The 23,331-nt window shown below is 65.2% G+C and carries 24 protein-coding genes; 7 read left to right on the forward strand and 17 right to left on the reverse strand.

Going from position 1 to position 23,331, the window contains the following annotated elements; all coding sequences use genetic code 11:
• Positions 1–36: 36 nt before the first annotated feature.
• The 5 genes from AYJ54_RS23790 to AYJ54_RS23810 all read right to left on the reverse strand — a co-directional run bounded on the left by AYJ54_RS23790 (position 37) and on the right by AYJ54_RS23810 (position 5,917).
• On the reverse strand, positions 37–1,392 hold the full coding sequence (locus AYJ54_RS23790; protein ID WP_063702639.1) for an esterase-like activity of phytase family protein: 1,356 nt from the start codon (positions 1,390–1,392) through the stop codon (positions 37–39).
• A gap of 84 nt (positions 1,393–1,476) precedes the next feature.
• Positions 1,477–2,373: a carbohydrate ABC transporter permease gene (locus tag AYJ54_RS23795; RefSeq protein ID WP_063702641.1), complete on the reverse strand. Its 897-nt coding sequence runs from the start codon at positions 2,371–2,373 to the stop codon at positions 1,477–1,479.
• Entirely contained in the window at positions 2,366–3,322 is a 957-nt protein-coding gene (locus tag AYJ54_RS23800; RefSeq protein ID WP_063702643.1) for a carbohydrate ABC transporter permease, read from the reverse strand. The genes AYJ54_RS23795 and AYJ54_RS23800 overlap by 8 nt, the downstream gene beginning before the upstream one ends.
• Before the next feature lie 125 nt (positions 3,323–3,447).
• Positions 3,448–4,788 carry an ABC transporter substrate-binding protein gene (locus tag AYJ54_RS23805; RefSeq protein ID WP_063702645.1) on the reverse strand — a complete coding sequence of 447 codons (1,341 nt, stop codon included), beginning with the start codon at positions 4,786–4,788 and terminating at the stop codon, positions 3,448–3,450.
• A gap of 85 nt (positions 4,789–4,873) precedes the next feature.
• Entirely contained in the window at positions 4,874–5,917 is a 1,044-nt protein-coding gene (locus AYJ54_RS23810) for a C-terminal binding protein (protein ID WP_063702647.1), read from the reverse strand.
• A 260-nt stretch (positions 5,918–6,177) separates the two neighbouring features.
• Between AYJ54_RS23810 and AYJ54_RS23815 the strand changes: the two genes are divergently transcribed.
• Positions 6,178–7,863: a methyl-accepting chemotaxis protein gene (locus tag AYJ54_RS23815; RefSeq protein ID WP_063702782.1), complete on the forward strand. Its 1,686-nt coding sequence runs from the start codon at positions 6,178–6,180 to the stop codon at positions 7,861–7,863.
• 128 nt (positions 7,864–7,991) lie between these two features.
• Here the strand turns inward: AYJ54_RS23815 and AYJ54_RS23820 are convergent, their stop codons facing one another.
• Together AYJ54_RS23820 and AYJ54_RS23825 are read right to left on the reverse strand one after the other, a co-directional pair.
• A complete protein-coding gene (locus tag AYJ54_RS23820) occupies positions 7,992–8,969 on the reverse strand; it encodes a Bug family tripartite tricarboxylate transporter substrate binding protein (RefSeq protein ID WP_063702649.1) in 978 nt (325 codons plus the stop codon).
• A 117-nt stretch (positions 8,970–9,086) separates the two neighbouring features.
• Complete coding sequence (locus tag AYJ54_RS23825) at positions 9,087–10,022, reverse strand: DMT family transporter (RefSeq protein WP_063702651.1); 936 nt, start codon at positions 10,020–10,022, stop codon at positions 9,087–9,089.
• Between the two features lie 104 nt (positions 10,023–10,126).
• Between AYJ54_RS23825 and AYJ54_RS23830 the strand changes: the two genes are divergently transcribed.
• A complete protein-coding gene (locus AYJ54_RS23830; protein WP_201724248.1) occupies positions 10,127–10,516 on the forward strand; it encodes a DUF1330 domain-containing protein in 390 nt (129 codons plus the stop codon).
• 204 nt (positions 10,517–10,720) lie between these two features.
• On the opposite strand, the gene AYJ54_RS23835 is transcribed toward AYJ54_RS23830, so the two are convergent.
• Positions 10,721–11,359 carry a TetR/AcrR family transcriptional regulator gene (locus tag AYJ54_RS23835; RefSeq protein WP_063702655.1) on the reverse strand — a complete coding sequence of 213 codons (639 nt, stop codon included), beginning with the start codon at positions 11,357–11,359 and terminating at the stop codon, positions 10,721–10,723.
• A gap of 73 nt (positions 11,360–11,432) precedes the next feature.
• Between AYJ54_RS23835 and AYJ54_RS23840 the strand changes: the two genes are divergently transcribed.
• Positions 11,433–11,837 carry a hypothetical protein gene (locus AYJ54_RS23840; RefSeq protein ID WP_063702785.1) on the forward strand — a complete coding sequence of 135 codons (405 nt, stop codon included), beginning with the start codon at positions 11,433–11,435 and terminating at the stop codon, positions 11,835–11,837.
• Positions 11,838–11,845: 8 nt separating this feature from the next.
• Here the strand turns inward: AYJ54_RS23840 and AYJ54_RS23845 are convergent, their stop codons facing one another.
• Together AYJ54_RS23845 and mgtA are read right to left on the reverse strand one after the other, a co-directional pair.
• Entirely contained in the window at positions 11,846–12,778 is a 933-nt protein-coding gene (locus tag AYJ54_RS23845) for a DMT family transporter (RefSeq protein WP_063702657.1), read from the reverse strand.
• A gap of 163 nt (positions 12,779–12,941) precedes the next feature.
• Positions 12,942–15,440 (reverse strand): magnesium-translocating P-type ATPase, encoded by a 2,499-nt coding sequence (gene mgtA / locus AYJ54_RS23850; protein WP_063702659.1) that lies wholly within the window; start codon positions 15,438–15,440, stop codon positions 12,942–12,944.
• A 321-nt stretch (positions 15,441–15,761) separates the two neighbouring features.
• Here mgtA and AYJ54_RS23855 point away from each other — a divergent pair, with 321 nt between their 5' ends.
• Positions 15,762–17,054 (forward strand): adenylosuccinate synthase, encoded by a 1,293-nt coding sequence (locus AYJ54_RS23855; RefSeq protein WP_063702661.1) that lies wholly within the window; start codon positions 15,762–15,764, stop codon positions 17,052–17,054.
• Between the two features lie 37 nt (positions 17,055–17,091).
• Positions 17,092–18,705: a hypothetical protein gene (locus AYJ54_RS23860; protein ID WP_063702663.1), complete on the forward strand. Its 1,614-nt coding sequence runs from the start codon at positions 17,092–17,094 to the stop codon at positions 18,703–18,705.
• A gap of 259 nt (positions 18,706–18,964) precedes the next feature.
• Here AYJ54_RS23860 and AYJ54_RS23865 read toward each other — a convergent pair whose 3' ends face one another.
• The 3 genes from AYJ54_RS23865 to AYJ54_RS23875 form a co-directional block, all read right to left on the reverse strand.
• Positions 18,965–19,240, reverse strand: a complete 276-nt coding sequence (locus tag AYJ54_RS23865) for a hypothetical protein (RefSeq protein WP_347337228.1) — start codon at positions 19,238–19,240, stop codon at positions 18,965–18,967.
• A 252-nt stretch (positions 19,241–19,492) separates the two neighbouring features.
• Complete coding sequence (locus tag AYJ54_RS23870) at positions 19,493–19,723, reverse strand: hypothetical protein (protein WP_063702667.1); 231 nt, start codon at positions 19,721–19,723, stop codon at positions 19,493–19,495.
• Between the two features lie 35 nt (positions 19,724–19,758).
• Positions 19,759–20,001 carry a hypothetical protein gene (locus AYJ54_RS23875; RefSeq protein ID WP_063702669.1) on the reverse strand — a complete coding sequence of 81 codons (243 nt, stop codon included), beginning with the start codon at positions 19,999–20,001 and terminating at the stop codon, positions 19,759–19,761.
• A gap of 177 nt (positions 20,002–20,178) precedes the next feature.
• On the opposite strand from AYJ54_RS23875, the gene AYJ54_RS23880 reads away from it, so the two are divergent.
• Both AYJ54_RS23880 and AYJ54_RS23885 read left to right on the forward strand, forming a co-directional pair.
• Complete coding sequence (locus AYJ54_RS23880; RefSeq protein ID WP_063702671.1) at positions 20,179–20,604, forward strand: DUF5413 family protein; 426 nt, start codon at positions 20,179–20,181, stop codon at positions 20,602–20,604.
• A gap of 61 nt (positions 20,605–20,665) precedes the next feature.
• A complete protein-coding gene (locus tag AYJ54_RS23885) occupies positions 20,666–21,208 on the forward strand; it encodes a DUF4112 domain-containing protein (RefSeq protein ID WP_063702674.1) in 543 nt (180 codons plus the stop codon).
• A 77-nt stretch (positions 21,209–21,285) separates the two neighbouring features.
• On the opposite strand, the gene AYJ54_RS23890 is transcribed toward AYJ54_RS23885, so the two are convergent.
• From AYJ54_RS23890 to msrA, 4 genes are all read right to left on the reverse strand, one after another.
• The gene (locus AYJ54_RS23890) at positions 21,286–21,573 is read right to left on the reverse strand and encodes a hypothetical protein (protein ID WP_027553305.1); all 288 of its coding nucleotides are present in this window, start codon (positions 21,571–21,573) and stop codon (positions 21,286–21,288) included.
• A gap of 213 nt (positions 21,574–21,786) precedes the next feature.
• Positions 21,787–21,951 (reverse strand): DUF3309 family protein, encoded by a 165-nt coding sequence (locus tag AYJ54_RS23895; protein WP_082905838.1) that lies wholly within the window; start codon positions 21,949–21,951, stop codon positions 21,787–21,789.
• 109 nt (positions 21,952–22,060) lie between these two features.
• The gene (msrB, locus tag AYJ54_RS23900) at positions 22,061–22,480 is read right to left on the reverse strand and encodes a peptide-methionine (R)-S-oxide reductase MsrB (RefSeq protein ID WP_063702678.1); all 420 of its coding nucleotides are present in this window, start codon (positions 22,478–22,480) and stop codon (positions 22,061–22,063) included.
• Between the two features lie 33 nt (positions 22,481–22,513).
• Positions 22,514–23,218: a peptide-methionine (S)-S-oxide reductase MsrA gene (gene msrA / locus AYJ54_RS23905; protein ID WP_063702680.1), complete on the reverse strand. Its 705-nt coding sequence runs from the start codon at positions 23,216–23,218 to the stop codon at positions 22,514–22,516.
• Positions 23,219–23,331 lie beyond the last annotated feature (113 nt).

Raw genomic sequence — 23,331 nt, forward strand, 5'->3', positions numbered from 1 at the left:
GGCGGAGTTTGTGGCGGCTGAAGAGAGACCGATGTCCTACTTCGCCTTCAGGAAGTCGGCGACTTCGAGCAGCATGAACTCGTCGTCGTCGGCCTTGTTGGGATCGCGGCTGGACGAGAACGGCAGGTTGTTGTCGTTGCCGACGATGATGTGGGTCTCGTCGACGCGATCGACGTTCTCGATGGTGAAGAACGGGAAGGTGTAGACGCCGTCATTGAGCGGCTTCTTCGCCTTCTTGTCGGGGTCCTTGATCTTTAGAAGGTCGATATAGCCGATCTTGCGCACGGGCTTGCCGACATTGGCGTCCGTGAGCTCGATCTTGTAGATGCGCTTGAACTTGGCGACGTCGGGGAAGCAGTTCTCGCCGCGCACGCCTTGCGGGCAGGCCTTGTCGGCCGTGCCTTCGCCGTTGTCGCGTTCGATGACGAGGCCGGCGCTCGGATCGATCATGTTGAAGTCGCCGATGGCGTTGCCGTTCTGCTCGAACACATACTGCCAATAGCGGCCGGTGAACTTTTCCGCAGCGACGTCGAATTCGAGGATGCGAGAGGCTTCCTTGCCGTCGACCTTCTCCCAGTCTTTCTTGTCGGCATCCCACAGCGGGCCCTCGAGCAGGCCGTAGAGGAACTTGCCGTCCTTCGAGGACGCAAAGCCCTCAAAGCCCTTGGAGCGGCGGAGGTTGACGTTGGTGTAGGTCGCGCCCGGTGCGCCCGGCGTCGCCACCGCCCAGTGATCGGGCGAGCGCACCGGTTTGCCATCGGCGATCGTTTCGAACACGCCGAGGATCTTGCCGGTCTTGTCGGCCTTCAGGATGTAGGGGCCGAACTCGTCGCCGATCCAGAAGGTGTCGCCGATGATCTGGAACCCCTCGGTGTCGAAGTCGGAGCCCGTGAGGTAACGCTTCTGGGTGTCCTCATGCACGATGCGGAACGGCACCTTCTTGTCGGGATCGTGCAGGAACACCGTCTCCAGCCGCTCGATCTTGCCGCTGGCCCAGTCCATCTTGTATCGGTTCAGGTACAGCATCGAATCCGGCGAGTTGGCGCGCGCGCCCATGCCGTTGTCGGTGATCACCCAGAAGGTGCCGTCGCCCAGTGACTTGATGCCGGAATGGCCCTGCAGCGGCTGGCCCTTGAACGGCAGCGACACACCGGTCGGGCGCTCGGCGGACTTGCCCATCACGGTGCCGAGCGCGTCGACGCGCTTGCCCGTGGTGTATTTGCCCGAGGTCTTGAGATCGGCGGGCGCATCCGCCGGCGCGTCGATGAAGGACTCGGCCGGCATCACGACGTGGCCGGTCAGCGTGGCGGGGAATTCGCCTTCGTTCTGCGCGAGCGCGGCGCTCGTGGCGAGAAGGATTGTTGCGACGGAGGCAAGAAAAGTCGCGCGCATGTGCGTCTCCTGTTGAGGGAGGCCGTCTTATGCGGACCGCGTATTGCAGTTTTGTGAAGGCGGGCCAAACGCCGCAGGCGCTTGCTACTCCTTTACCGCGCCGGTGAGCGAGGACACGTAGTAGTCCACAAACAGCGAGTAGAAGATCGCAACCGGCAGCGAGCCGAGCAGCGATCCGGCCATCAGCGCGCCCCACTGGTAGACGTCGCCGGTGACGAGCTCGGTCAGGATCGCGACCGGCACGGTCTTGTTGGCGCCGCTCTGGATGAAGGCGAGCGCATAGATGAACTCGTTCCAGGACAGCGTGAAGGAGAAGATGCCGGCCGAGATCAGGCCGGGCACGGCGAGCGGCAGGGTGATCCGCCGCAGGATCTGCAGCCGCGTGGCGCCGTCGACCAGCGCGCATTCCTCGAGCTCGTAGGGGATCGACTTGAAATAGCCGATCAGGAGCCAGGTGCAGAACGGTACCAGGAAGGTCGGATAGACCAGGATCAGCGCCAGCGGACTGTCGAACAGGCCGAACTGCACCACGACGGTGGCGAGCGGAATGAACAGGATCGACGGCGGCACGAGATAGGCCAGATAAATGCCGAGGCCGACATACGGGCTGCCACGGAAGCGCAAGCGCTCGATCGCATAGGCCGCGAGCGTGCTCGCGAACAGTGACAGCGTGGTCGAGCCGATCGCGACGAGCATCGTCGTCTTCAGCCAGCGCGGATAGGAAGTCTCGAACAACAGATGCTTGATGTGGGCAAGCGTCGGCGAGGTGATCCAGAACGGGTTGTGATCCCTGAAGTTCATCAGCTCCGCGTTTGGTTTGAACGCGGTGATCGCCATCCAGTAGAACGGAAACAAGAGGATCAGCACGAAGCAACCGAGCGGCAGGTAGATCATCATCATCCGCCGCAGCCCGGAATCCCAGGCCATGGTGTCAGGCGCGGAGTTGGCGACTGCGGCGGGCTGCGTGACGGTGTCAGTCATTGCCCTCTCCCTGCTGCCATTTGCGGCGCGCGAGACCGAAATAGGAGAACAGCGTCGCGAACACCAGGAACGGGATCATCGAGACCGCGATTGCCGCACCCTCGCCGAGCTCGCCGCCGGCAATGCCGCGCTGGAAGGCGAGGGTGGCCAGCAAGTGGGTCGAGTTGACCGGCCCGCCGCGGGTGATGGCATAGACGAGCTGAAAGTCGGTAAAGGTGAAGATGATCGAGAAGGTCATGACGATGGCGAGGATCGGCATCATCATCGGGAAGGTGATGTAGCGGAAGCGCTGCCAGGCGCTGGCACCGTCGAGCATCGCGGCTTCATAGAGCGAAGGCGAGATGGTCTGGAGCCCTGCGAGCAGCGAGATCGCGACGAAGGGAATGCCGCGCCAGATGTTGGCGGCGATCAGCGAGAAGCGCGCCGGCCAGGGCGAGCCGAGGAAGTTGATGTTGGCCGAGCGCCAATGCAGCACGTCGACCAGGAGGTAGGAGATGATCGAGAACTGCGGATCGTAGATCCACCAGAACGCCAGTGCCGAGAGCACGGTCGGCACGATCCAGGGCAGCAGCACGATGGCGCGCAGCAGGCTCTTGAACGGAAAATGGTTGTTGAGCAGCAGCGCGAGCCAGAAGCCGAGCGCAAACTTCCCGAAGGTCGCAACCGCCGTATAGAACACGCTGTAGAACACCGCGCCCCACCACAGGGGATCGGTGAGCAGATACTGGAAATTCTCAAGGCCCACATAGACGCCGCGCCGTCCAATCGTGGTGTCGGTGAAGGCGAGCCAGATGCCAAGGCCCAGCGGATAGGTGAGGAAGACGGCAAGCAGCCCGATCGCGGGCGCAAGGCACATCACGATCAGGAACGGCTTGTAGTCGAACAGCCGCACCAGCCACGACGGCTGCCGCAGCGCCAGAGCGGGGGAGGAGAGTGTGGTCACGGACATCAGGTCGTTGCCCTGTTCTGGACGGTCACCGCACCGTCATTGCGAGCGAAGCGAAGCAATCCAGTCTGTCTCCGCAGTCGCAGTCTGGATTGCTTCGTCGCTCCTCGCAATGACGGTGTTTGTTGCTATCGCCGGAAGTATCGCTTGCAGCGCCGCTCAGCCTCGGCTGCTGCCTGCTCCGGCGTCGCCGCACCCGTCGCGACCGCGGCACACATCTGCACCAGCACGTAATCGGCGCTGACGGCGCCGGTGGCCGAGGAGATCGGCCCCTTGTAGCCGTCGTAGTAGGTGCTGTTCATGGTGTCCTTGAAGATCCTGACCTTCGGATCCTCGCTCCAGACCTTGGCCTCGGCATAGGCGGCCAGCGGCTGGGCCCAATAGCCGGAATTGGCATTGAGCCACGGCTCGTACTGGTCCTTCTCCAGCATGTATTGCAGGAACGCCTTTGCGGCGTTGGGATACTGGCTGTGCTTGAACACCATCGCGTTCAGCGTCAGGCCTGCCATCGGCGAAATCTTGGCATTGCCCTTGGGCAGCAGCTGATGCTCGCTGTCCTCGGCTATGGCGCGGGTCGCCGGATCGTTCTTCAGCGAGAAGTACAGCGAGACACCGTTGGCGGTCAGCGAGATTTCCTGCGAGGAATAGGCGCGGTTGTTGCTGACGTCGTTCCATGACGGCGTGCCGGCGATGAAGGTCGGGTACAGCTCCTTGACCCAGTTGAGCGCGGCGATCGTCTCCTTGCTGTTGATGACGACATTTCCCTCCTCGTCGAGCAGGGAAGCGTTGTGCGACCACAGCGCCCAGTTGGCGAAGCCGTTGCCGTCGCCCTTGGCATTGCCGAGCGCGAAGCCGGCCGGCTTGCCGGCCTTGTGCAGCTTGCGGCACAGGTCGACAACGCCGGCGTGATCCTCCGGAACCTTGTCGAAGCCGACCGATTGCAGGATCGACTTGCGGTAGATCAGGGGACCTGCGGTGGCGCCGAACGGCAGTCCGATCCAGGACTCGCTCTTGCTCTTCATGCCGTACTTCTGCGCCAGCGGCAGCCAGCCGCCATAACGTTTGCCGAGATAGTCGGCGACGTCGGTCAGCTCGATCAGCTTGTCGACATAGATATGCGGGGCGTCGGAGAAGCCGATGATGATGTCGGGGCCGGCGCCGGAGTTCGCCGTCACCGCGGTCTGCTGGGCGATGTCCTCCCAGCCGACGAAGTCGACCTTCACCTCGACGCCGGTCGCGTCGGTGAAGCGCTTGGCGTTGGCGCGGAACACGTCCTCGTCCGGCTGGACGAAGCGCACAGGCCGCAGCATGCGCAAGGTTGCGCCCTTCTCGATCGGCAGCTTCGGCGCCGGAACGTCGGCGGCCTTGATTGGAGATGGCGTTGTTTGCGCCGCAGCACCGGTCGCGGCAAGTGCCGCGGCCGATAGGCCCAGCGCCAAGGCGTCACGACGCGTAAGGTCGTTCCTCATCAGTTCCTCCCTGTTGTCTCCCTTCCCGGCGTTGATCGCCGGTGAAGGGTCTTTTCGGTGTTCCCGCGCGTTTTGCGCCCGCCGCCTAGCTGTTCGGCCCGCGGTCCATGCTGACGGGCTGCCAGCGGCGGAGCGCGGTGTCTTGCAGCACCGACGGATTGACACAGCTTACCGGCCACATGCCCTGAAGCACCAGTGACAATTCGTAGCCCACGCGGCGCTTGCGCGCTTCGTCGAACCGTGCCGAGGCCGAGGCGACATGGGCGGTCAGGGTCACGTTCTCCATCCCGAGCAGGGGATTGTTGTGCGACGGCGGTTCCTTCTCCAGCACGTCGAGGGCAGCGTGCGCGATCCAGCCCTCCTGCAGCGCCTTGATCAGGCTCTCTTCATCCACCGTGGCGCCGCGGCCGGTGTTGATGAAGATCGAGCCCTTCTTCATCTGCCGAAAATGCTTTTCGGTCAGCATGTGATGCACCTCGGGCCGGGCGGGCGCGTGCATCGAGACGAAGTCGGATTGCGACAGCACCTCGTTCAGCGTTGCCGGCATCACGCCGTGATCGTACATCAGCGTTTCCTGGATGAAGGGATCGTAGGCCATCATGCGCAGACCGAACGGTGCGGCGCGCTTCGCGACCGCACGCGCCACGCGGCCGAAGGAGATGAAGCCGAGGGTCTGGCCCATCAGCCGCGGGATCTTGAGCAGCGCAGGGCGGCCCTCGGCCCAGCGGCCGGTGCGCACCATCCGGTCCTGCTCGACCAGGCGGCGGAAGCCGGCGAGCAGCAGCATCATGGCGTGGTCGGCGACTTCCTCGATGAAGGTGTCGGGAATGTTGGTGACGGGAATGCCGCGCGCGGTGGCCGCCTTCACATCGACACTGTCGACGCCGACCGAGCCGAGCGTGATGACCTTGCAGCTCTCCAGCGCGTCGATGATGGTCTTGGTGATCGGGATGCCCTTGGCGTAGATGGCGTCGGCGGTCTTTGCGGCGGCGATGAACTCGGCCTCGTTCGCCGGCGCCTCGACGATCTCGGCATCGATCGGATCGAGCGCCTCGCGCTCGTAGGAATAATCGCTGCCCGCGACCGTGAAGCTCGCGCCCTTCGGCGTCACCACCCTGTATTTCGGCATGTCCTGCTCCGATTTGGTTTGTCGGTTTTTGTTGTGACCCGGCCTTCGTGACGGGCCTTTGCGTCTTTTACGCGAAATCGCGGCGATCGCGTACAATTCTCGGTTGTCGGACGCGGTTGATAAGGTCGGTTTTCCACGTGCGATCCGGGCTTTTACGGAGCCGGCCGTAACAGGTTGCTAATGGGTCTCACACTAGAAGTTGCTTCAATTTGTATCGATTGACTCGCGTGCCCGTATCCCTTTTGCCTCGGAGCCTCACCGTGAAGTTGAGCAATCTGAAGATCGCCCCCAAGCTCGGCATTCTTGTCGGCGTCACTCTGTTCGGCCTGTGCATTTCCGGGGTTCTCGCCGGTTATCTGATGAAACGCGCAATGTTGGACGCGCGCATCGACCAGACCAAGGCCATCGTCGAAGTGGCCCGCACCTACGCGGCCACCTTGATGAAGCGGGTCAATGCCGGTGAAATGACGAAGGATGCTGCGCTCGCGGAGCTCCGCCGCTACGGCAACGCCATGACCTACGACAGGGGCTCCGGCTATCTGTTCGGCACCACCTATGACGGCATCACGCAGCTCGCGCCCGATCCGAAGCAGATCGGCACCAATCGCATGGACGTCGAGACCAACGGGCGAAAGCTCTCCCGCGAGATCATGGATGGCGTCAGGGCCAACGGCGATATCCTGCTCTTCTACGAATATGTGAAGCCCGGCCAGGAGAAGCCGATCCGCAAGCTCGGCTACGCCGTCGCGGTGCCCGGCTTCGAGATGTATCTCGGCACCGGCGCCTATCTTGAGGACATCGACGAGAAGATGGGCCCGGTCTACTGGCTGCTCGGCCTCGCCATGCTCGGCATCGTGATCATCGCCGGCAGCATCGCCTGGCTGCTCGGCCGCAGCATCAGCCGACCGCTGGCGCTGCTCGGCACCCGCATGAAGGAGCTCGCCGACGGCAAGCTCGAAGGCGACATCCCCGGCGTCGGCCGCGGCGACGAGGTCGGCGGGATGGCGGCTACCGTCCAGATATTCAAGGACAACGCGGTCCGGATTCGCGAGATCGAGAAGACCGAGGGCGAAGCCAAGGAACGTGCCGCAGCGGAACGTCGCAGCGCGATGGAAGAGATCGCCAACGACTTCGAACGCAGCGTCAACGGCATCGTTCGCTCGGTCTCCTCGGCCGCGGCGGGCATGCAGACCACGGCGCAGTCGATGACCGCGACCGCCAGCGACGCCTCTTCGCGCGCGGCGACCGTTGGCGCCGCCTCGCAAAAGGCCTCCGGCAATGTCGGCACGGTCGCAGCCGCCGCCGAAGAGCTGTCGAGTTCGGTTGCGGAAATCTCCCGCCAGGTGACGCGCTCGACCGAGGTCGCGAGCCGCGCCGTCAGCGATGCCGAGCGCACCAACACCACCGTGCAGGTGCTGTCCTCCGGTGCCGAGAAGATCGGCGAGGTGGTCAAGCTGATCCATTCGATCGCGGCACAGACCAACCTCCTGGCGCTCAATGCCACCATCGAGGCGGCGCGCGCCGGCGAGTCCGGCCGAGGCTTCGCCGTCGTCGCCTCCGAGGTCAAGGCGCTCGCCAACCAGACCGCCAAGGCGACCGAGGAGATCTCCGCCCAGGTCGCGGCGATGCAGACCTCGACCAGCGATGCGGTCGCGGCGATTGCCGGCATCACCCAGACCATCGCCGAGATGAGCGAGATCACCGCCGGCATCTCTGCCTCGATCGAGCAGCAGGGGGAGGCCACCCGCGAGATCGCCCGCAACATCCAGTCGGTCGCGGCCGGCTCGAGCGAGATCAACGCCCATATCGGCAGCGTCACCTCCGCTGCGGAGGCGACGGGCAGCGCGGCCACCGACGTGCTCTCCAGCGCCCGCGAGCTGGACAACCAGTCCGGCGCGCTGCGCAGCGCCGTCGACGGCTTCCTCGCCAAGGTGCGCGCGGCCTGAGTCACTGTTGTCATGCCCCGCGAAAGCGGGGCATCCAGTACGCTGCGGCCTCTCAGCTCAAGTTGCGCTGCCTCTGGAATACTGGATCGCCCGCTTTCGCGGGCGATGACAGCATCCTAGGTGGCTCCCTACTGCTTCTCGATCCCGGCGTTGCGGATCAGCTTCTCCCACAACACGAGCTGCTCGCCGACGAAGGTGCCGAGCTCTTCCGGCGTGCCGGAGAAGGCATCCATGCCGAGCGTCGCGAGCTGGGCCTTGATCTCCGGCTTCTCGACGATCTTCCTGATCTCGGCGTTGAGCCGCGCCACGATCTCCTTCGGCATGCCGGCCGGGCCGAAATAGCCCTGCCAGGAGGAGATGTCGAAGTCCGGCACGCCGGCTTCCTGCATGGAGGGCAGTTGCGGCACCAGCGGCGAGCGGTCCTTGGTCGTGACGGCGAGCGCGCGCAGCGCGTTGCCGTTGACGTGGGGAAGGCCGGTCAGGATGTCGACGAACATCATCGAGACCCGGCCGCCCATGACGTCGTTGAGCGCCGGCGGCGAGCTCTTGTACGGTACGTGCAACAGGTCGAGCCCGGCATTGTGCGCAAAGGTCGCGCCCGACACGATCGCCGAGGACGAGCCCGAGGCGTAGCTCAGCTTGCCCGGATTGGCCTTGCCGTAGGCGACGAGCTCGCCGACGGTTTTGGCCGGCACATCGGGATGGACCACCAGCATGAAGGGCAGGTCGCCGGTGCGCGCGACCGGCGTGAAGTCCTTGACGGGATCGTAAGTCAGGCTCTTGAGCAGATAGGGATTGGCGGAATGCGTGGTGTTGGTGGTCACCAGCAGCGTGTAGCCGTCGGGTGCGGCGCGCGCGACATAGGTCGCGGCGATCATGCCGTTGGCGCCCGCCTTGTTCTCGATGACGATGCCGACACCGAGCGCCTGCGACAGATGCTGCGAGATCAGCCGCGTCGTGGTGTCGGTGCCGCTGCCGGCCGCGAACGGCAGCACCAGCGTGATGTTGCGGCTGGGATAATTGTCGGCCCGCGCGGCGAATGCGGCGGCAAGACACAGCGCAGCCGCGCCGACGGTGTGGATGACGCGGTTCAGCGATGACAGCATGTTCGGACGTTCCCTCTTTTCGTTGGCGGGGAACCTAGCTGCTCGAAGGCCAAAGAGGAAGGCGCGTCTTGTCGCTTGCTTTCGATATGAGATTTCGCGAGCTCCGCGGCACGGAATTTACTTGACCGCCGACCCCTGCCGCGACGCGATCACGACGCCTGCGAGCACCAGCGCATAGCCGATCAAATGAAAGGGCTGGAGCTTCTCGCCGAGCAGCAGGATCGCCATCGCCGAGCCGAACACCGGCACCAGGTGGAAGAACGGTGCGGCGCGGTTCGGTCCGATCAGCGCCACGCCGCGGTTGAAGAAGAGATAGGCGAGCGTCGACGGGAAGATCAGGATGTAGGCGAGCGTCGCCAGCGTCACCGTATCGAATTGCAGGACGTTGCCGCTCCAGGCTTCCCAGACCGCTGTGGGCAGCAGCATCATCGCGCCACAGCAGGTGGTGAAGGACAGGAACGAGAGCTGATGAACCTTCGGCCGGCGCGGAATGAAGGCTGAGTAGATGCCGAACGCCACGAGCGAAGCGGCAAACATGATGTCGCCTCTGTTGAAGGTGATGCTCGCGAGCGCCGCGAGGTCGCCGCGCAGGATGATGATCAGCACCCCCGCGAGCGAGATCGCAATGCCCCCTAGCTGCCCAGCCGTCAGCCGCACGCCGAACAGCACCAGCGACCACAGCGCCACGAACAGCGGCCCGGCCGACTGGATCAGGAGTGCGTTCAGCGCCTCGGTGTATTGCAGGGCCCAGTAGGAGATCGCGTTGTTGAAGGCAAAGCCGACCAGCGACAGGAACAGCATCAGCGGCAGGCTTTTGCGTAAGCTTGGCCAATCGCGCTTCAGATGCGGCCAGGCGAACGGCAAGAGGATCAGGAACACGCCGAACCAACGGATCGTGGTCACCGTCAGCGGCGGCACGTGCGCGCCGACATGGCGCGCGAGCACTATGTTGCCGGCCCAGAACAGCGAGCTCAGGCTCAACAGCAGATAAGGCTGATTATTGAGCCAACTGGCCGGATTCGAGGCCGGTGGCGCGGGCGAAGCAATCGTCATTGGCGTCGGATGCGAGCTTGTGCCGGATTCTCGTTGCGGCACAAGTCACGCCGTCGCAATGCTACAATGCAAGCATACCTGAGGAGGTGTCATTGGCGGTTAATATGTTGAACATCGAAGGCCTGGAGGAGCTCGATCAGCATGCGCCGGTGGTGATGCTGAACCTGATGCGCTTCAACGAGCGCTCGCGCGACGGCGATGGTTCCGGCTGGGACGCGTACTTGCGCTACAGCGCGATCACCGTGCCGATGATCAAGGGGCGCGGCGGCACGCTGCTCTGGACTGGCGAGGCCAAGGCCATCGCGCTCGGCCCGCACCAGGGCAATGAGTGGGATTTCGTCGCGCTGGTCTATTATCCGTCAGTGGCGGCCTTCCTCGACATGATGACGTCACAGGCCTACGAGACCGAGGCCGACCCGCACCGCCGCAACGCCTGCGCCGAGCATGTGATCATCGCGACGAAAGAAGCGTACAGCAAGTTCAGGACGAGTTGACGCGCCATAGCGAGATCAAGGTCGCGCGGCGCGATCTTACCCTCTCCCCTTGTGGGAGAGGGTGGCTCGCCGCACAGCGGCGAGACGGGTGAGGGGGCTCTATCCGCGAGCATCACTCTCGATTTGGATTCGCGGAAAGAGACCCCTCATCCGGCGCTTCGCGCCACCTTCTAGAAGGAAGATGAAGCGTCCTCGTCGTGACACTTACTTCTTCCGCTCCGCGCTTCCGCGCGCCTCCAGCGTCAACGCATCCACAGCTGCGTGGCACGCCGTCTGCAACAGCCGGCAGACCTCCTCCGTCGAGCGCTGCGGGCGCAGCGTGGCGAAGGTCGGATAGCACGTCAGCGCGAAGATCAGGTCGACCGCGTCCTGCACGGACAGCTTTGCTGCGCGTTTCTCGGTGATGCGCGTGATGAGCTCCGTCAGCAGCTCGCGCCGCCGCTCGTTGCGCGCAACCAGCGCCTCGCCGAACTCGGGATCGGTCGCGATCGCCTGGTTGAGCCCGCCGATCGCGGGGTCGTGGGCCCAAAAGCCGCAGAAGATCGCGACGACGCGGTCGAGCGCGGCGCGAGGGTCCGCCATCGACATCACTTCAGTAAGCTCGAACAGCCCGCCCTGTCGCGCGATATCGTCGAATACGGCCTCCAATAGCCCGCGCCGCGATCCGAACTGGTTGTAGACGGTCAGCCGGGTGACGCCGGCGGCCTTCGCCACCACGTCGAGGGAGAAGTTGGCGATGCTCGCTTCCTTCCGCAGCAGGTGCGCGCCGGCCGCGATGATGCGCTCGCGCGTTTCCGCCGCCGCCGACGCCCGCGCCGGGCTCACATAGCTGCGCTTCGGCATCGCCTTGCCTTCATCTTGACGTATTGACTATACATATTGTATATCCAATTTAGAAGCCGGTTTGGAGCTTGCCATGCAGACTGCTCTTGTGATCGCCCTGTCGCTTCATGTCTTGTCGTCGGTGTTCTGGGCCGGATCAAGCTTGGCGCTGGCGCGCACCGGCGGAGCGGGCGGCGAGCAACTCGTCTTTCCGCAGCTTGGCGCGGCGACGATCGCGATTCTGACCGGCGGCTATCTTGGCCACCTCGTTCATGCCGGCAGTTTCGGCACGACCGAGCAGGTGCTGGCGTTTGGTGCGGTTTGCGCACTGATCGGAGTTGGCGTTCAGGCGGCGATCGGGCCCCGCGCGGTCCTGACCTTGCGCCGTGGCGCGGGCGATCCGGCGGACGCACGTTCGCGCATCGCGACCGCGCAACGCGTGGCGGCGGGCCTGCTCGGCATCGCCGCGCTCTGCATGGGCGCCGCGCGCTATATCTGAAAGCGGCCTTAAGTGGTCTGCCTGCGCGAGGCGACGAACACGCCGGACAGTACCAGCGCGAAGCCGATGAAGTGGAAGGCCTGCGGGCGCTCGCCGAGGAAGGCCATCGCCATGATCGAGCCGAACACCGGCACGACATGGAAGAAAGGTGCGGCGCGATTGGCCCCGATCAGCCGCACCCCGCGATTGAAGCAGAGATAGGCGAGCGTCGAGGGAAACACCGCGACGTAGAACAGCGTCAGGAGGTTCGGGCCGTCGAGCTTCATCACCGGCCGCGCGAACAGCTCCCAGATCTCCAGCGGCACGAGGCAGGCGGCGCCGGCGCCAAAAGTGAAGGCGAGGAACGACAGGCCGTGCATCGGCGGCCGCTTCAAGGTCAGCACCGAATAGAGCGCGAAGAAGATCAGTGCGACGACGAAGATGAGATCGCCCTTGTTGAACTCGATGTTCGACAGTGTGGTGAAATCGCCGTGCAGGAGAATCGTCAGCACGCCGCACATCGAGAGCAGCACGCCGAAGGCCTGCGCCGCGGTGAGGCGGACGCCGAGGATGACCAGCGACCACAGCGCCACGACCAGCGGCGCGGCCGACTGGAGCAGCAGCGTATTGAGGGCCTGGGTGTGCTCCAGCGCCCAATATTGCAGCGTGTTGAAGGCGCCGATGCCCGTGATCGACAGCACGATCATCAGGCCGAGCTTCTCGCGGATCGCGGGCCAGTCCTGCACCAGATGCTTCCAGGCGAACGGCAGCACCAAGAGGAAGGCGAAGGACCAGCGCAGGAACGACAGCGTGACCGGCGGGATGTGGCCGGCGGCGAGCCGTCCGACAATGGCATTGCCGGCCCAGCACAGCGCGGTGATGCTGAGCAGGAGATAGGGCTGGTTGGCGATCCAGTTGTGGCCGGACGATTCGGTGCCCGTGGTCTGGCCGGTGGCGGACATTGTGATTGTTATGGCCCCGCGTCATGCGCCGAGGCCTCCGGCCCGGCGGCATCCGGGCCGGCTCACAGCCCGGCCCTGTCCAAAGACACGGAAATCGGCCTGATATCAATGGGGCGCGACGCATCGCGTCCATGCGAAAGGTACGACGCGGCGGGAACTGCGCTCAGCCGTCCCGCCCCGCGCGGATCGCAAGCGGCTTCAACAGCTCGGCACAGGCGAGATAGACGACGACCAGGGCGGTGATGCCGGCCAGCATGAGCGGTGGCGGCACGACGAAGCCGAACCACGCGCCGACCGGCGTGAACGGCGCGATCATCGCGACCAAGAGGGCGATCAGCGAGGAGGCCGACAGCACGGGATCAGGCCGGTTGCGCCAGGGACGTCCATTGGTGCGGATGATGAAGATCACGAGGATCTGGGTCGCCATGGATTCGATGAACCAGGCGGTGCGGAATTCGTCGGGTGAGGCCTTGAACAGGACGAGCAGGGCGCCAAAGGTCAGGAAATCGAAGACCGACGACAAGGGCCCCATGATCGCGGCGAAGCGCACAAGGCGCGACATGCTCCAGACTTGCGGCTGCGCGGTCGCCTGCGCCGAGACGCGGTCGAAGGGAATGCCGAGCTCGGAGAGATCGTAGAGCAGATTGTTGAGCAGGATCTGCGTCGGCAGCATCGGCAGGAACGGCAGCGCGATGGAGGCGATCGCCATCGACAGCATGTTGCCGAAATTCGAGCTCGCGCCCATGCGGACATATTTGAGAATGTTCGCGAAGGTGCGCCGGCCCTCCTCGACGCCATCGGCGACGACTTCGAGGTCGGAGGCGAGCAGGATCATGTCGGCGGCCGCCTGCGCCACGCCGGTGGCGCCTTCGACCGACAGCCCGATATCGGCGGCCTTCAGCGCCGGTGCGTCGTTGATGCCGTCGCCGAGGAAGCCGACGACCTCGCCGCTCGCCTGAAGCGCCTTCACGATACGCGACTTCTGGTCGGGCGCGAGACGGCCGAAGGCGTCGGTGGATTGAACCCGCACGGCCAGTGCCTCGTCGCTGAGCTCAGCGATGTCCCGCCCCGACAGCACACGCTCGGCGTTGAGCCCGACGAGGCCGGCCAGCCGCTTCACCACCACGGGATCGTCGCCCGACAGGATCTTGAGCTTGATGCCGCCCGAGGCGAGCCGGGCAATCGCGGCCGCCGCGGTCGACTTCGGCGGATCGGCGAAGGCGCAATAGCCCTCGAAGGTGAGATCGGTCTCGTCTTCCGTCTCGACCTCGCGCGTTGCGCCCATCCACCTGCGTGAGGCGATGGCGACGCTCCGCAGGCCCTCGGTCGCGAGCTGACGTACGCGCGCCATCGCGGCCGCACGTGCGCCATCGTCCATCGTGCACAGGTCGAGCACGGCCTCCGGCGCGCCCTTGACGATCAGGAGCATGCCTTCGGGGCCGCTCGTCAGCACCGATCCCAGCCGCCGCGAAAAATCGAAAGCCTGGCGGCCTGCAAGTGTCCAGCCCTGCGCAGCGTCCGCACAGCCTGCGATCAGCGCCGCATCGAGCGAGCCGCGGTCGCCGCCGAGCGCGGCGGCGATGGCTCCGAGCCGGGCGGCGCGGGCGTCCTCGTTGCCGCCGGCGTCGAGGCTTTTGGCCAGCGTGATCTCGGCCGAGGTCAGCGTGCCGGTCTTGTCGGTGCACAAGACCGTCATGGCGCCGAGATCGTGGATCGCCGCGAGGCGCTTCACGATCACCTTGCGGCCTGCCATGCGCAGCGCGCCGCGCGACAACGTGACCGTGGTGATCATCGGCAGCAGCTCCGGCGTCAGTCCGACCGCGAGCGCCACCGCAAACAGCAGCGAATCCAGAACGGGGCGCCCGAACAGCACGCGGATGGTCAGCACGACCAGTACCAGCGCCAGCGTCGCCCGCGCGATGACGAGACCGAATTCGCGCAGATCGCGGTCGAACGGTGAGGGGGCCTGCGCTTCCGCGAGCGCAGACGCCGCGGCGCCGAACACCGTGTCGCGGCCGGTACGCGCGGCGAGCGCGATCGACTCGCCGGTCTGCGCCACCGCGCCGCGGAACAGCGCATTCGAGGTGTCGTCGGGACCGCCGGCTGCGCCTGCGCGTTTTTGTACCGGATAGGGCTCGCCAGTGAGCGCCGCTTCTGCGGCGGTGAACGCCGTGCTCTCGAGGATCAGCGCATCAGCCGGGATGATGTCGCCGGCGCGGATGCGCAGTATATCGCCGGGCACGACCTCTTCGACGTCGATCTGGCAAAACGCGCCGTCGCGCCTGACCTCGGCCTTCAGCGCCACCGAGCGGCGCAGGATCTCGGCAGCGCGGACCGCATGCCCCTCCTGGATGGTGTCGAGCCCGATCGACAGCGTCAGGATCAGGACGATGATCAGCCCGCCGATGTCGTCGCCGGTCAGCATCGAGATGACGCCGGCGACCAGCAGGATCAGCGACAGGGGCTCGAACAGCCGTCGCAGGATCGCGCGCATCGCGCCTTCGATGCGGGGCGGCGCGTCGCTGTTCCGGCCGTACCGGGCGAGCCGTGCGGCGGCTTCAGTCGTGACGAGGCCCTGCAACCCGCAGCCGAGCTGCTTGCAAAGCGCGTCGGCCGACAGACGCCAGAACTGGCTGGCAGGGTTTCCCGATGCTTCGGTCACGGCATGTCCGCAAAGGAGGTCTGGTGCCCCGGCGCAAGGTAAGGGGCGGAGGTGACAACCATCCCTTGGCCCATTCGGCGGGTGGGGCGGTTGATGTTCGTCAATTTGCCGCCGGGGAGCTTGCCCGCGCAGGCCCGAAGGTTTCCGAATTTTAAGGGGATATCAAAGGCTTGTATCGTGCATTGAGCCCCGAAAAAGCCCCGTTCTTGCTTGCCTAGAGAGGCCGCTTCCTTTATCCGGTTGGCTGCCTCGCGTGCGAGCGGCCCCCGGCCGTGGATTGGGCTGGGCGCAATAAACAGATTGCATAGGGATTACCCGCGAATGGCCAATGTTGTCGTCGTCGGCGCCCAGTGGGGCGACGAAGGAAAGGGCAAGATCGTCGACTGGTTGTCTGAGCAGGCCGACATCGTCGTCCGCTTCCAGGGCGGCCATAATGCCGGCCATACGCTGGTCATCAACGGCCAGACCTACAAGCTCGCGCTGCTGCCCTCGGGCGTGCTGCGCGAACACAAGCTGTCGGTGATCGGCAACGGCGTGGTGTTCGACCCGCAGGCCTTCCTCGACGAGGTGACCAAGCTCCGGGCGCAGGGCGTCGCGGTCTCTCCGGACAATCTGCGCATCGCCGAGAACGTCACCCTGATCCTGCCGCTGCACCGCGAGCTCGACGCGCTGCGCGAATCTGCCAGCGCGGCGACTGCGATCGGCACCACCCGCCGCGGCATCGGCCCGGCCTATGAGGACAAGGTCGGCCGCCGTGCCATCCGCCTGATGGACCTCGCCGACCTCGACACGCTGCCGCACAAGATCGACCGGCTGCTGGCGCACCACAATGCGCTCCGCCGCGGCCTCAACCTGCCGGAATTCGACGGCAAGGAGATCCTGCGCGAGCTCAGCGCGCTGGCGCCGCAGCTTCTGCCTTATGCCGAGACGGTGTGGCGGCTGCTCGACATCAAGCGACGCGAAGGCAAGCGCATGCTGTTCGAGGGCGCGCAGGGCGCGCTGCTCGATGTTGATCACGGCACCTATCCTTACGTGACCTCGTCCAACACGGTTGCGGCCCAGGCGGCGACCGGCGCCGGCCTCGGCCCCGGGGCCGTCGGCTATGTCCTGGGCCTGTGCAAGGCCTATACGACCCGTGTCGGCCAGGGCCCGTTCCCGACCGAGCAGGACAACGAGACCGGCCGCAAGATCGGCGAGCGCGGCCGCGAGTTCGGCACCAATACCGGGCGTCCGCGCCGCTGTGGCTGGTTCGACGCCGTGCTGGTCCGCCAGGCGGTCCGGACCTGCGGCATCAACGGCCTGGCGCTGACCAAGCTCGACATCTTGGACGGTTTTGACACAATCGAGGTCTGCACCGGCTATCGGCTGGACGGCAAGGAGATCGACCATTTCCCGGCGGGCGAGGGCGCCCAGGCCCGGGTGGAGCCGATCTACGAGACCATCGAAGGCTGGAAGGAACCGACCGCCAATGCACGGTCCTGGGCCGACCTGCCGGCCCAGGCGATCAAATATGTCCGCCGGATCGAGGAATTGGTGGGGTGCCCGGTCGCGCTGCTTTCCACGAGCCCCGAACGCGAAGATACTATCCTGGTGCAAAATCCGTTTGAGGCTTAACGAAATCTTACCGGGACGCGCGTATAGTTGAGTTGAAATGGCTGATTACTATCCGCTGATCGCCCGTGCTATTGCCGCCCTGGACCCCAACGCTCCCGGCGAAAGCCGCCGTGCGCTCTATGAACGCGCGCGCACGGCGCTGATCGCGCAGCTCCGCAGCGTGCAGCCGCCGCTCTCCGAATCCGAGATCACCCGCGAACGGCTGTCGCTCGAAGAAGCCGTCCGCAAGGTCGAATCCGAGGCCGCCCAGCGCGCCCGCGAGGCCTCCCGTCCCGCCGCCGGTGGCGGTGGGCGCGGCGGCAGTGGCGATGCCTTCCGCAGGGCCAGCGCCGCTCGCGCCGCCGAGGGCAATCCGCCCGCGGCCTCGCCGGCTGGCCCGCCGCGCGCCCGTCCGGCTGCGCCGCCGCCGCGCAACGAGCGCCCCTCGTTCGGCGGCGACGAAGAGGGCGATCGCGACACCCAGCGCCAGCCGCGCGCCCCGCGTTTCGACGCGCCGCGCCAGCCGGCTCCGCAGCCGCCGATGCCGGAGCCGCCGGCCCCGCCGACGGGGCGTGATCGCTCCGCTCCGCGCCGCGCACCCGACGTCGGACCTCCGCCGCCGCTGCCGCAGTCGCCGGGCGTACGTGGCTTCCGCGACATCACGGCGGATGCCAACGATCTCGGCGGCGCCGCTGCGCAGGCCAACCGCGCCGCGCGCCGCACCTATGCCAACGTGCCCTCGCCCTCGCCGGAATTCGACCGGCTTGAGCCGAGCCTGGAAAACCGCGCCGGCGAGCCGGACGAGCCCTATTCCTACGATGAATCGCTGGAGGAGGCCGAGCGCTACGCGCCGCCGCGCTCGCGCGTCACGTCCGACCGCGAGGTCAAGAAGCGCGTCCGTTCGGGCTCCGCCTTCCCGTTCAAGAGCGCGATCGCCGTCGGCATCGTGCTGATCCTGGTCGGCGCCGGCATCCTCTGGGGCAAGCCGGCGATGCAGACCGTGACCAGCCTGTTCAAGTCGTCGCCCACCCAGGTGGTCGAGGCGCCAAAGGATACGACCCAGCCGCAGACCAAGCCGAAGATCCCGGATCGCGTCGGCCAGCCCTCGGCGAGCGACCAGCCGGTCGCGCCGGTGGCGCAGAAGGTCGTGCTCTATGACGAGGATCCGTCCGACCCCAAGGGCAAGCAATATGTCGGCTCGGTGGTGTGGCGGACGGAGCCGATCAAGGCGTCCGGCAACCAGAAGGCCGACGTCGCCGTGCGCGCCGACATCGAGATTCCCGACCGCAAGTTCAAGATGACGATGTCGTTCCGCCGCAACACCGATTCATCGCTGCCGGCGAGCCACACCGCGGAACTGACCTTCATCCTGCCGCAGGATTTCCCGGGCGGCAGCGTCTCCAACGTGCCCGGCATCCTGATGAAGTCGAACGAGCAGGCGCGCGGCACGCCGCTCGCAGGCCTCGCGGTCAAGGTCACCGACGGCTTCTTCCTGGTCGGCCTCTCCAATGTCGATGCCGACCGCGCCCGCAACATCCAGCTCCTGAAGGAGCGTTCGTGGTTCGACGTGCCGCTCGTTTACGCCAACCAGCGCCGCGCCATCATCGCGATCGAGAAGGGCGCTCCGGGCGAACGCGCCTTCAACGACGCGTTCGCACAGTGGGGCGAGTAGGCGGGCCTAAATCAAGGGCTTGGTCGGATCAGATTTCAGCGGGCTGCCGCGGTCTTCACCTCTCCCCAGCGGGGAGAGGTCGGATTGCGCTTGGGGCGATGCGAAGCATCGTCCAGTGCAATCCGGGTGGGGCCGCAGCGCTCAGTGAGACCGTAACCCCTCACCCGGATCGCATCTCTCGATGCGACCCGACCTCTCCCTGCGGGAGAGGAGAGGCGAGTCCCTTCGCTGGCAGCAATCCGACTGAAGCTTGTCAGGTTTAGTTCGCGGCTGCTTCCCGCTTGCGCGCCGCCGCGGCGGCGGCGTGCTCGCGGTCCATCACAGCGCGACAGCCGGGGCTGACATGCGCCTTGTTCCTCACCATGCAGGCGGTGATCCGCGAGATGTCCGGAATCTCGCTGGAACACAGCCGCATGGCGTCGCCCGAGCACATCTGTTGCGCTTCGGGTGAGAAGGCGAGGCTGGGTGATGTCTGGAGTGCGATGGCGGCGGTGGCGAAGGCCATGAGCGTGGCGATCGTATGGTAGCGTGTCATGTCTGATGCGTCCCCAAGTTCCGCAGGCGTGAGTTGCTTGTTGTTGGGGCGCCGCACGCGGTTTGCTCTGCCGCACGTCACAGCCCTCACGCAGGAACTTAATCCTGCATGTGGTCGCTCGATTTCTTGATGTTCGAATCGAAAGTGCTGCGCCGCCCGAGCGAAGTATGCGCGATTGTCACGAAGCTGCAATGGCGGACGAAAAGGAATTTGCAGTTGTTGCGCGTTCGTCACGCGAAACGACGTGACGAGTCAGACGAGGCGATAGAACGGAGCCGACGCTTGTTCCGTGTCGGTCTCGGTGAGCGCTGCAGCATGCTCTTCGACGGCAGTGACGCCCTTTGCGGTGAGCTCGAACAGATCGCCGTCCTTCATCACGTAACCATCTGCGATCAATTGTCCGACCTTGCCGTGCCTGTCGTCGGAAAAAGCGATGGACTGGCTGATGTCCCGCAGGATGGAGAGCTGTTCGTCGCGCAGCATGGCTGAAGTCTCCGATCTCGGAGCCAAGTTCCTGCTCACATGCCGTGGCTCTCGAACACCTTGCGGCACGACTTCGACAGCCTGGCGCGATTGGCTTGCAGGCAGGCCTGCACCGCATTGTCATTGCCGAGGTCCTTGCGGCACAGGCGCGAGGCGTCGCGAGAGCAGGCGTTCTGCTCCTGCGGCGTGCCGGCATGACCTTGCGCGCGGGCGGGCGCGCTCGAAAGACCGCTCAGAGCCGTCATCGCAATCGTCGCCAGGAGGAGCTTCCGGAGCATCGGCGGGTCCCAATCTGCCAGGAGGCGTGAATTTCAGGTCCTGTCAGAACTCGTCCGCCTGCCAGTTGTTCCCGCCTGCTGGAGGGCGGGCCTGTAGTCGCCAAGGGGACCTTTCCGCCCCGCTATCCAAGCTCGCCGCCCGGCTGGTATAAAGCCGCGGAGTACGAGGGGTAATTGATGAAACGCTATTTGATCTTTGCGCTTGTCGGTCCGTTCCTGGGCGGGTTCCTGCTCCTGCTGACGACGACCTATCAGTCCGGCTATTGGGCCCAGACCAGTCTCAGCGAGGTCGGCAAGCTGTTCGTGGTGTTCTTCAAGACCCTGCAATACAGCTATCTGTTCGGCTTCCTGCCGTCGCTGATGATCGGCGCGGTCGACGACATCCTGATCCACGTCAGGCGGATCGGCCCCGTGCTGCGGATGCTGCTGGTGGGCCTGTTCGCCTTCATCCTGGCGTCGCTGACCTACAGCTCGCGCGGGCCGGATTCCGGCGTCGTGCAGTTCATCCTGTACGGCCTGGTCGGCTTCGTGCCGGCGGTGGTGTCGTCCTGGCTCGTGCACAAATATGTCGAGGAGCCGCAGCCGGCGGCGGCGCCGACCTGAATGCGCGACGTTCGAGCGCGTCGCAGCAACCCTTGCCGGGCGGGCGCGTTTGCTTCAGGCGATGACCATGTCCGACGATGACATTCTTGCAAGGCGCGGGCCCCGCTCGGGGCGCGCGTCGCGCGCGACCTTCTCGGGCGCCGAAGCGCGCGGACCGATCATCGATCAGGAGGGCCGCGAGATCCGCCCTGAGACGCTGGAGCAGGGATTTCGCGAGTTTCGCTTCGAGTTCGGCAAAGACAATCCGTTCGGCAATCTGACGCGGGAGCAGCGGCTGGCGCGGCTCGAGGCGATCGCAAAGCTGCTCGACATCGCCTTCATCCTGCCCGGTACCAACATCCGCTACGGCATCGACGGACTGATCGGACTGATCCCTGTCGTCGGCGACATCATCACCACCGCGATCTCGCTGTGGCTGGTGCGCGAGGCGCGCGCGCTGGGCGCGCCCTGGTACATCACGGCGCGGATGCTCGGCAATGTCGCGGTCGACGGTGTGATCGGCATAGTCCCGTTCGCCGGCGACGCTATTGACGTCATGTTTCGCGCCAACATGCGCAACGTCCGCCTGCTGCGCCGCTGGCTCGACAAGCAGCCGCGCATGTAAGGCGCGCGAAACGCAAAAAGCGCGAGGGCCGTTCGGCCATCGCGCCTTTAGCGCACATCGAAGGCTTGCGAAAAAACTTACGCCGCGTCGGCGTCGGTGTTCGCGGCCGGCTTGCGGCGGCGCGGCAGCGGGAAGGCCTCGCTCTCATAGAGCGAGCGGATGCCGTTCTGGTCGAACCGGGCTTCCTCGACCTGGAGATAGGCGCCGTTCAGCGAGTCCGTCGGCAACTGCTCCATCGCGAACTGCACGGCTTCGGCCGCGGTGCCAAAGCGGCGATAGGTGAAGCCCGCGCGCTTCTTCTTGCGGATCGCGGCGGGGAACAGCTCGGCAGAGGTATTGAAGTTGAACGGACGCATTGGACGCATGGTCAAAGACCTCGTGATCTTCTCTGGGTTCTAAGCGCGTGGGGTTTTGGAGGGCGAGGGCCGCAATCCGGCGAGCCCGCCGTGCACATCATTTTCGCTCTCTAATATAGGCCGATTTGACAGAAATGCGACCCCTGCGAACGCAGATGATGAATCTGCGCATGGCAGCTCCGCATCCAAAATAAATGCAGCAATATCAATGGCTTGTTTGGTTTAAATTTTGCCAAGCAGAAGCAGCACGATCAGCACCACCAGCACGACGCCGCCGATCCCCATGCCGGAATGGCCCATCCCGTAGCCATAGCCGCCGATCCGGCCCCACAGGCCGCCGACGAGATAGATGATCACCAGGATGATCAGGATGGTCCCAAGCGTCATGGCATCCTCCCCGGCGGCCGCCGGACTGCGCTGATCGGCCGCACCGCCAGGAAAGAAAAGCACATCCCGCCATCGGGTTCCATCACGGAACCCGGCGGCGGGCGGGACGTCATCGCGGCTTGAGCTTCAGCGCCGCGGAGTTGATGCAGTAGCGCAGGCCGGTCGGTGCCGGCCCGTCGGTGAAGACGTGGCCGAGATGGCCGCTACACTTGGAGCAGAGCACCTCGGTGCGGATCATGCCGTGGCTCATATCCGTCTCCTCGTCGATATGGCTCTCGACGGCCGGCTGGGTGAAGCTCGGCCAGCCGCAGCCGGAATCGAACTTGGCGTCGGACTCGAACAGCACGTTGCCGCAGCCGGCGCAGACATAGGTGCCGGCGCGGTGGTCGTGCTCATATTCGCCGGAGAAGGGACGCTCGGTCGCCTTTTCTCGGAGTACGGCGTACTGCATCGGCGACAATTCGCTCCGCCATTGCTCTTCGCTCTTGATGACCTTGTCTTCTGTGGTTTTCGCCTTGGTGTCGGGCATGGGTCTCCCGTTCAGTCAGTGTGTGACTTGCGATCAGTTGGTGGCCTTGCTGGCATTCACCAGCGTCGGCTTCTCGACATAGTTATCCGCGAACAGTTTTTTCAGGTTCTCGACCTTCGGGATATCGTTATAGGCAATGTAGGGCTGGTGCGGGTGCAGCGTCAGATAGTCCTGGTGATAGGCTTCCGCCGGGTAGAACGCCTCCAGCGCACCGACCTTTGTCACGATCGGCTTCTTGAACACCTTGGCGTCGTTGAGCTGGGCGATATAGGCCTCCGCGACCTTCTTCTGCTCCTCTGACGTCGTGAAGATCGCCGAGCGATATTGTGTGCCGACATCGGGGCCCTGGCGGTTGAGCTGGGTCGGATCGTGCACCACCGAGAAGTAGATCTGGAGGATCTTGCCGTAGGAGATCTTCTTCGGGTCGTACTTGATCTCGACCGACTCGGCGTGCCCCGTCGTGCCGGTCGAGACGGTCTGGTAGTCGGCGGTCGCCTTGGTGCCGCCGGCATAGCCGGAGACGGCGTTGACGATACCGGCGGTGTGCTGGAACACGCCCTGCACGCCCCAGAAGCAGCCGCCGGCGACGACGGCTGTCTGGATCCCGCTCGTGGGCGCCGCGTCGACGGCAGGGGTAGGGATCACGACCGCTTCCTCCGCGGCCCTGGACGGCACGGCAAAGGCCAGCGTCAGTGCGGTGGTGGCGGCGAGCATGGACAGGAGGGTGGAGCGGCGCATGGCGGATCCTCTTGCGGAAGGTCTGACAGTCTAGGGCGGCTGGCGCCGGGCGAACAGCCTGCCCGGCGGCGTTTTCAGTCACCGAAGATACGGGCGACAGGGGCGTTTGTTAC

The organism is Bradyrhizobium centrolobii, from assembly GCF_001641635.1.
In the GTDB taxonomy this organism is placed as follows: domain Bacteria; phylum Pseudomonadota; class Alphaproteobacteria; order Rhizobiales; family Xanthobacteraceae; genus Bradyrhizobium; species Bradyrhizobium centrolobii.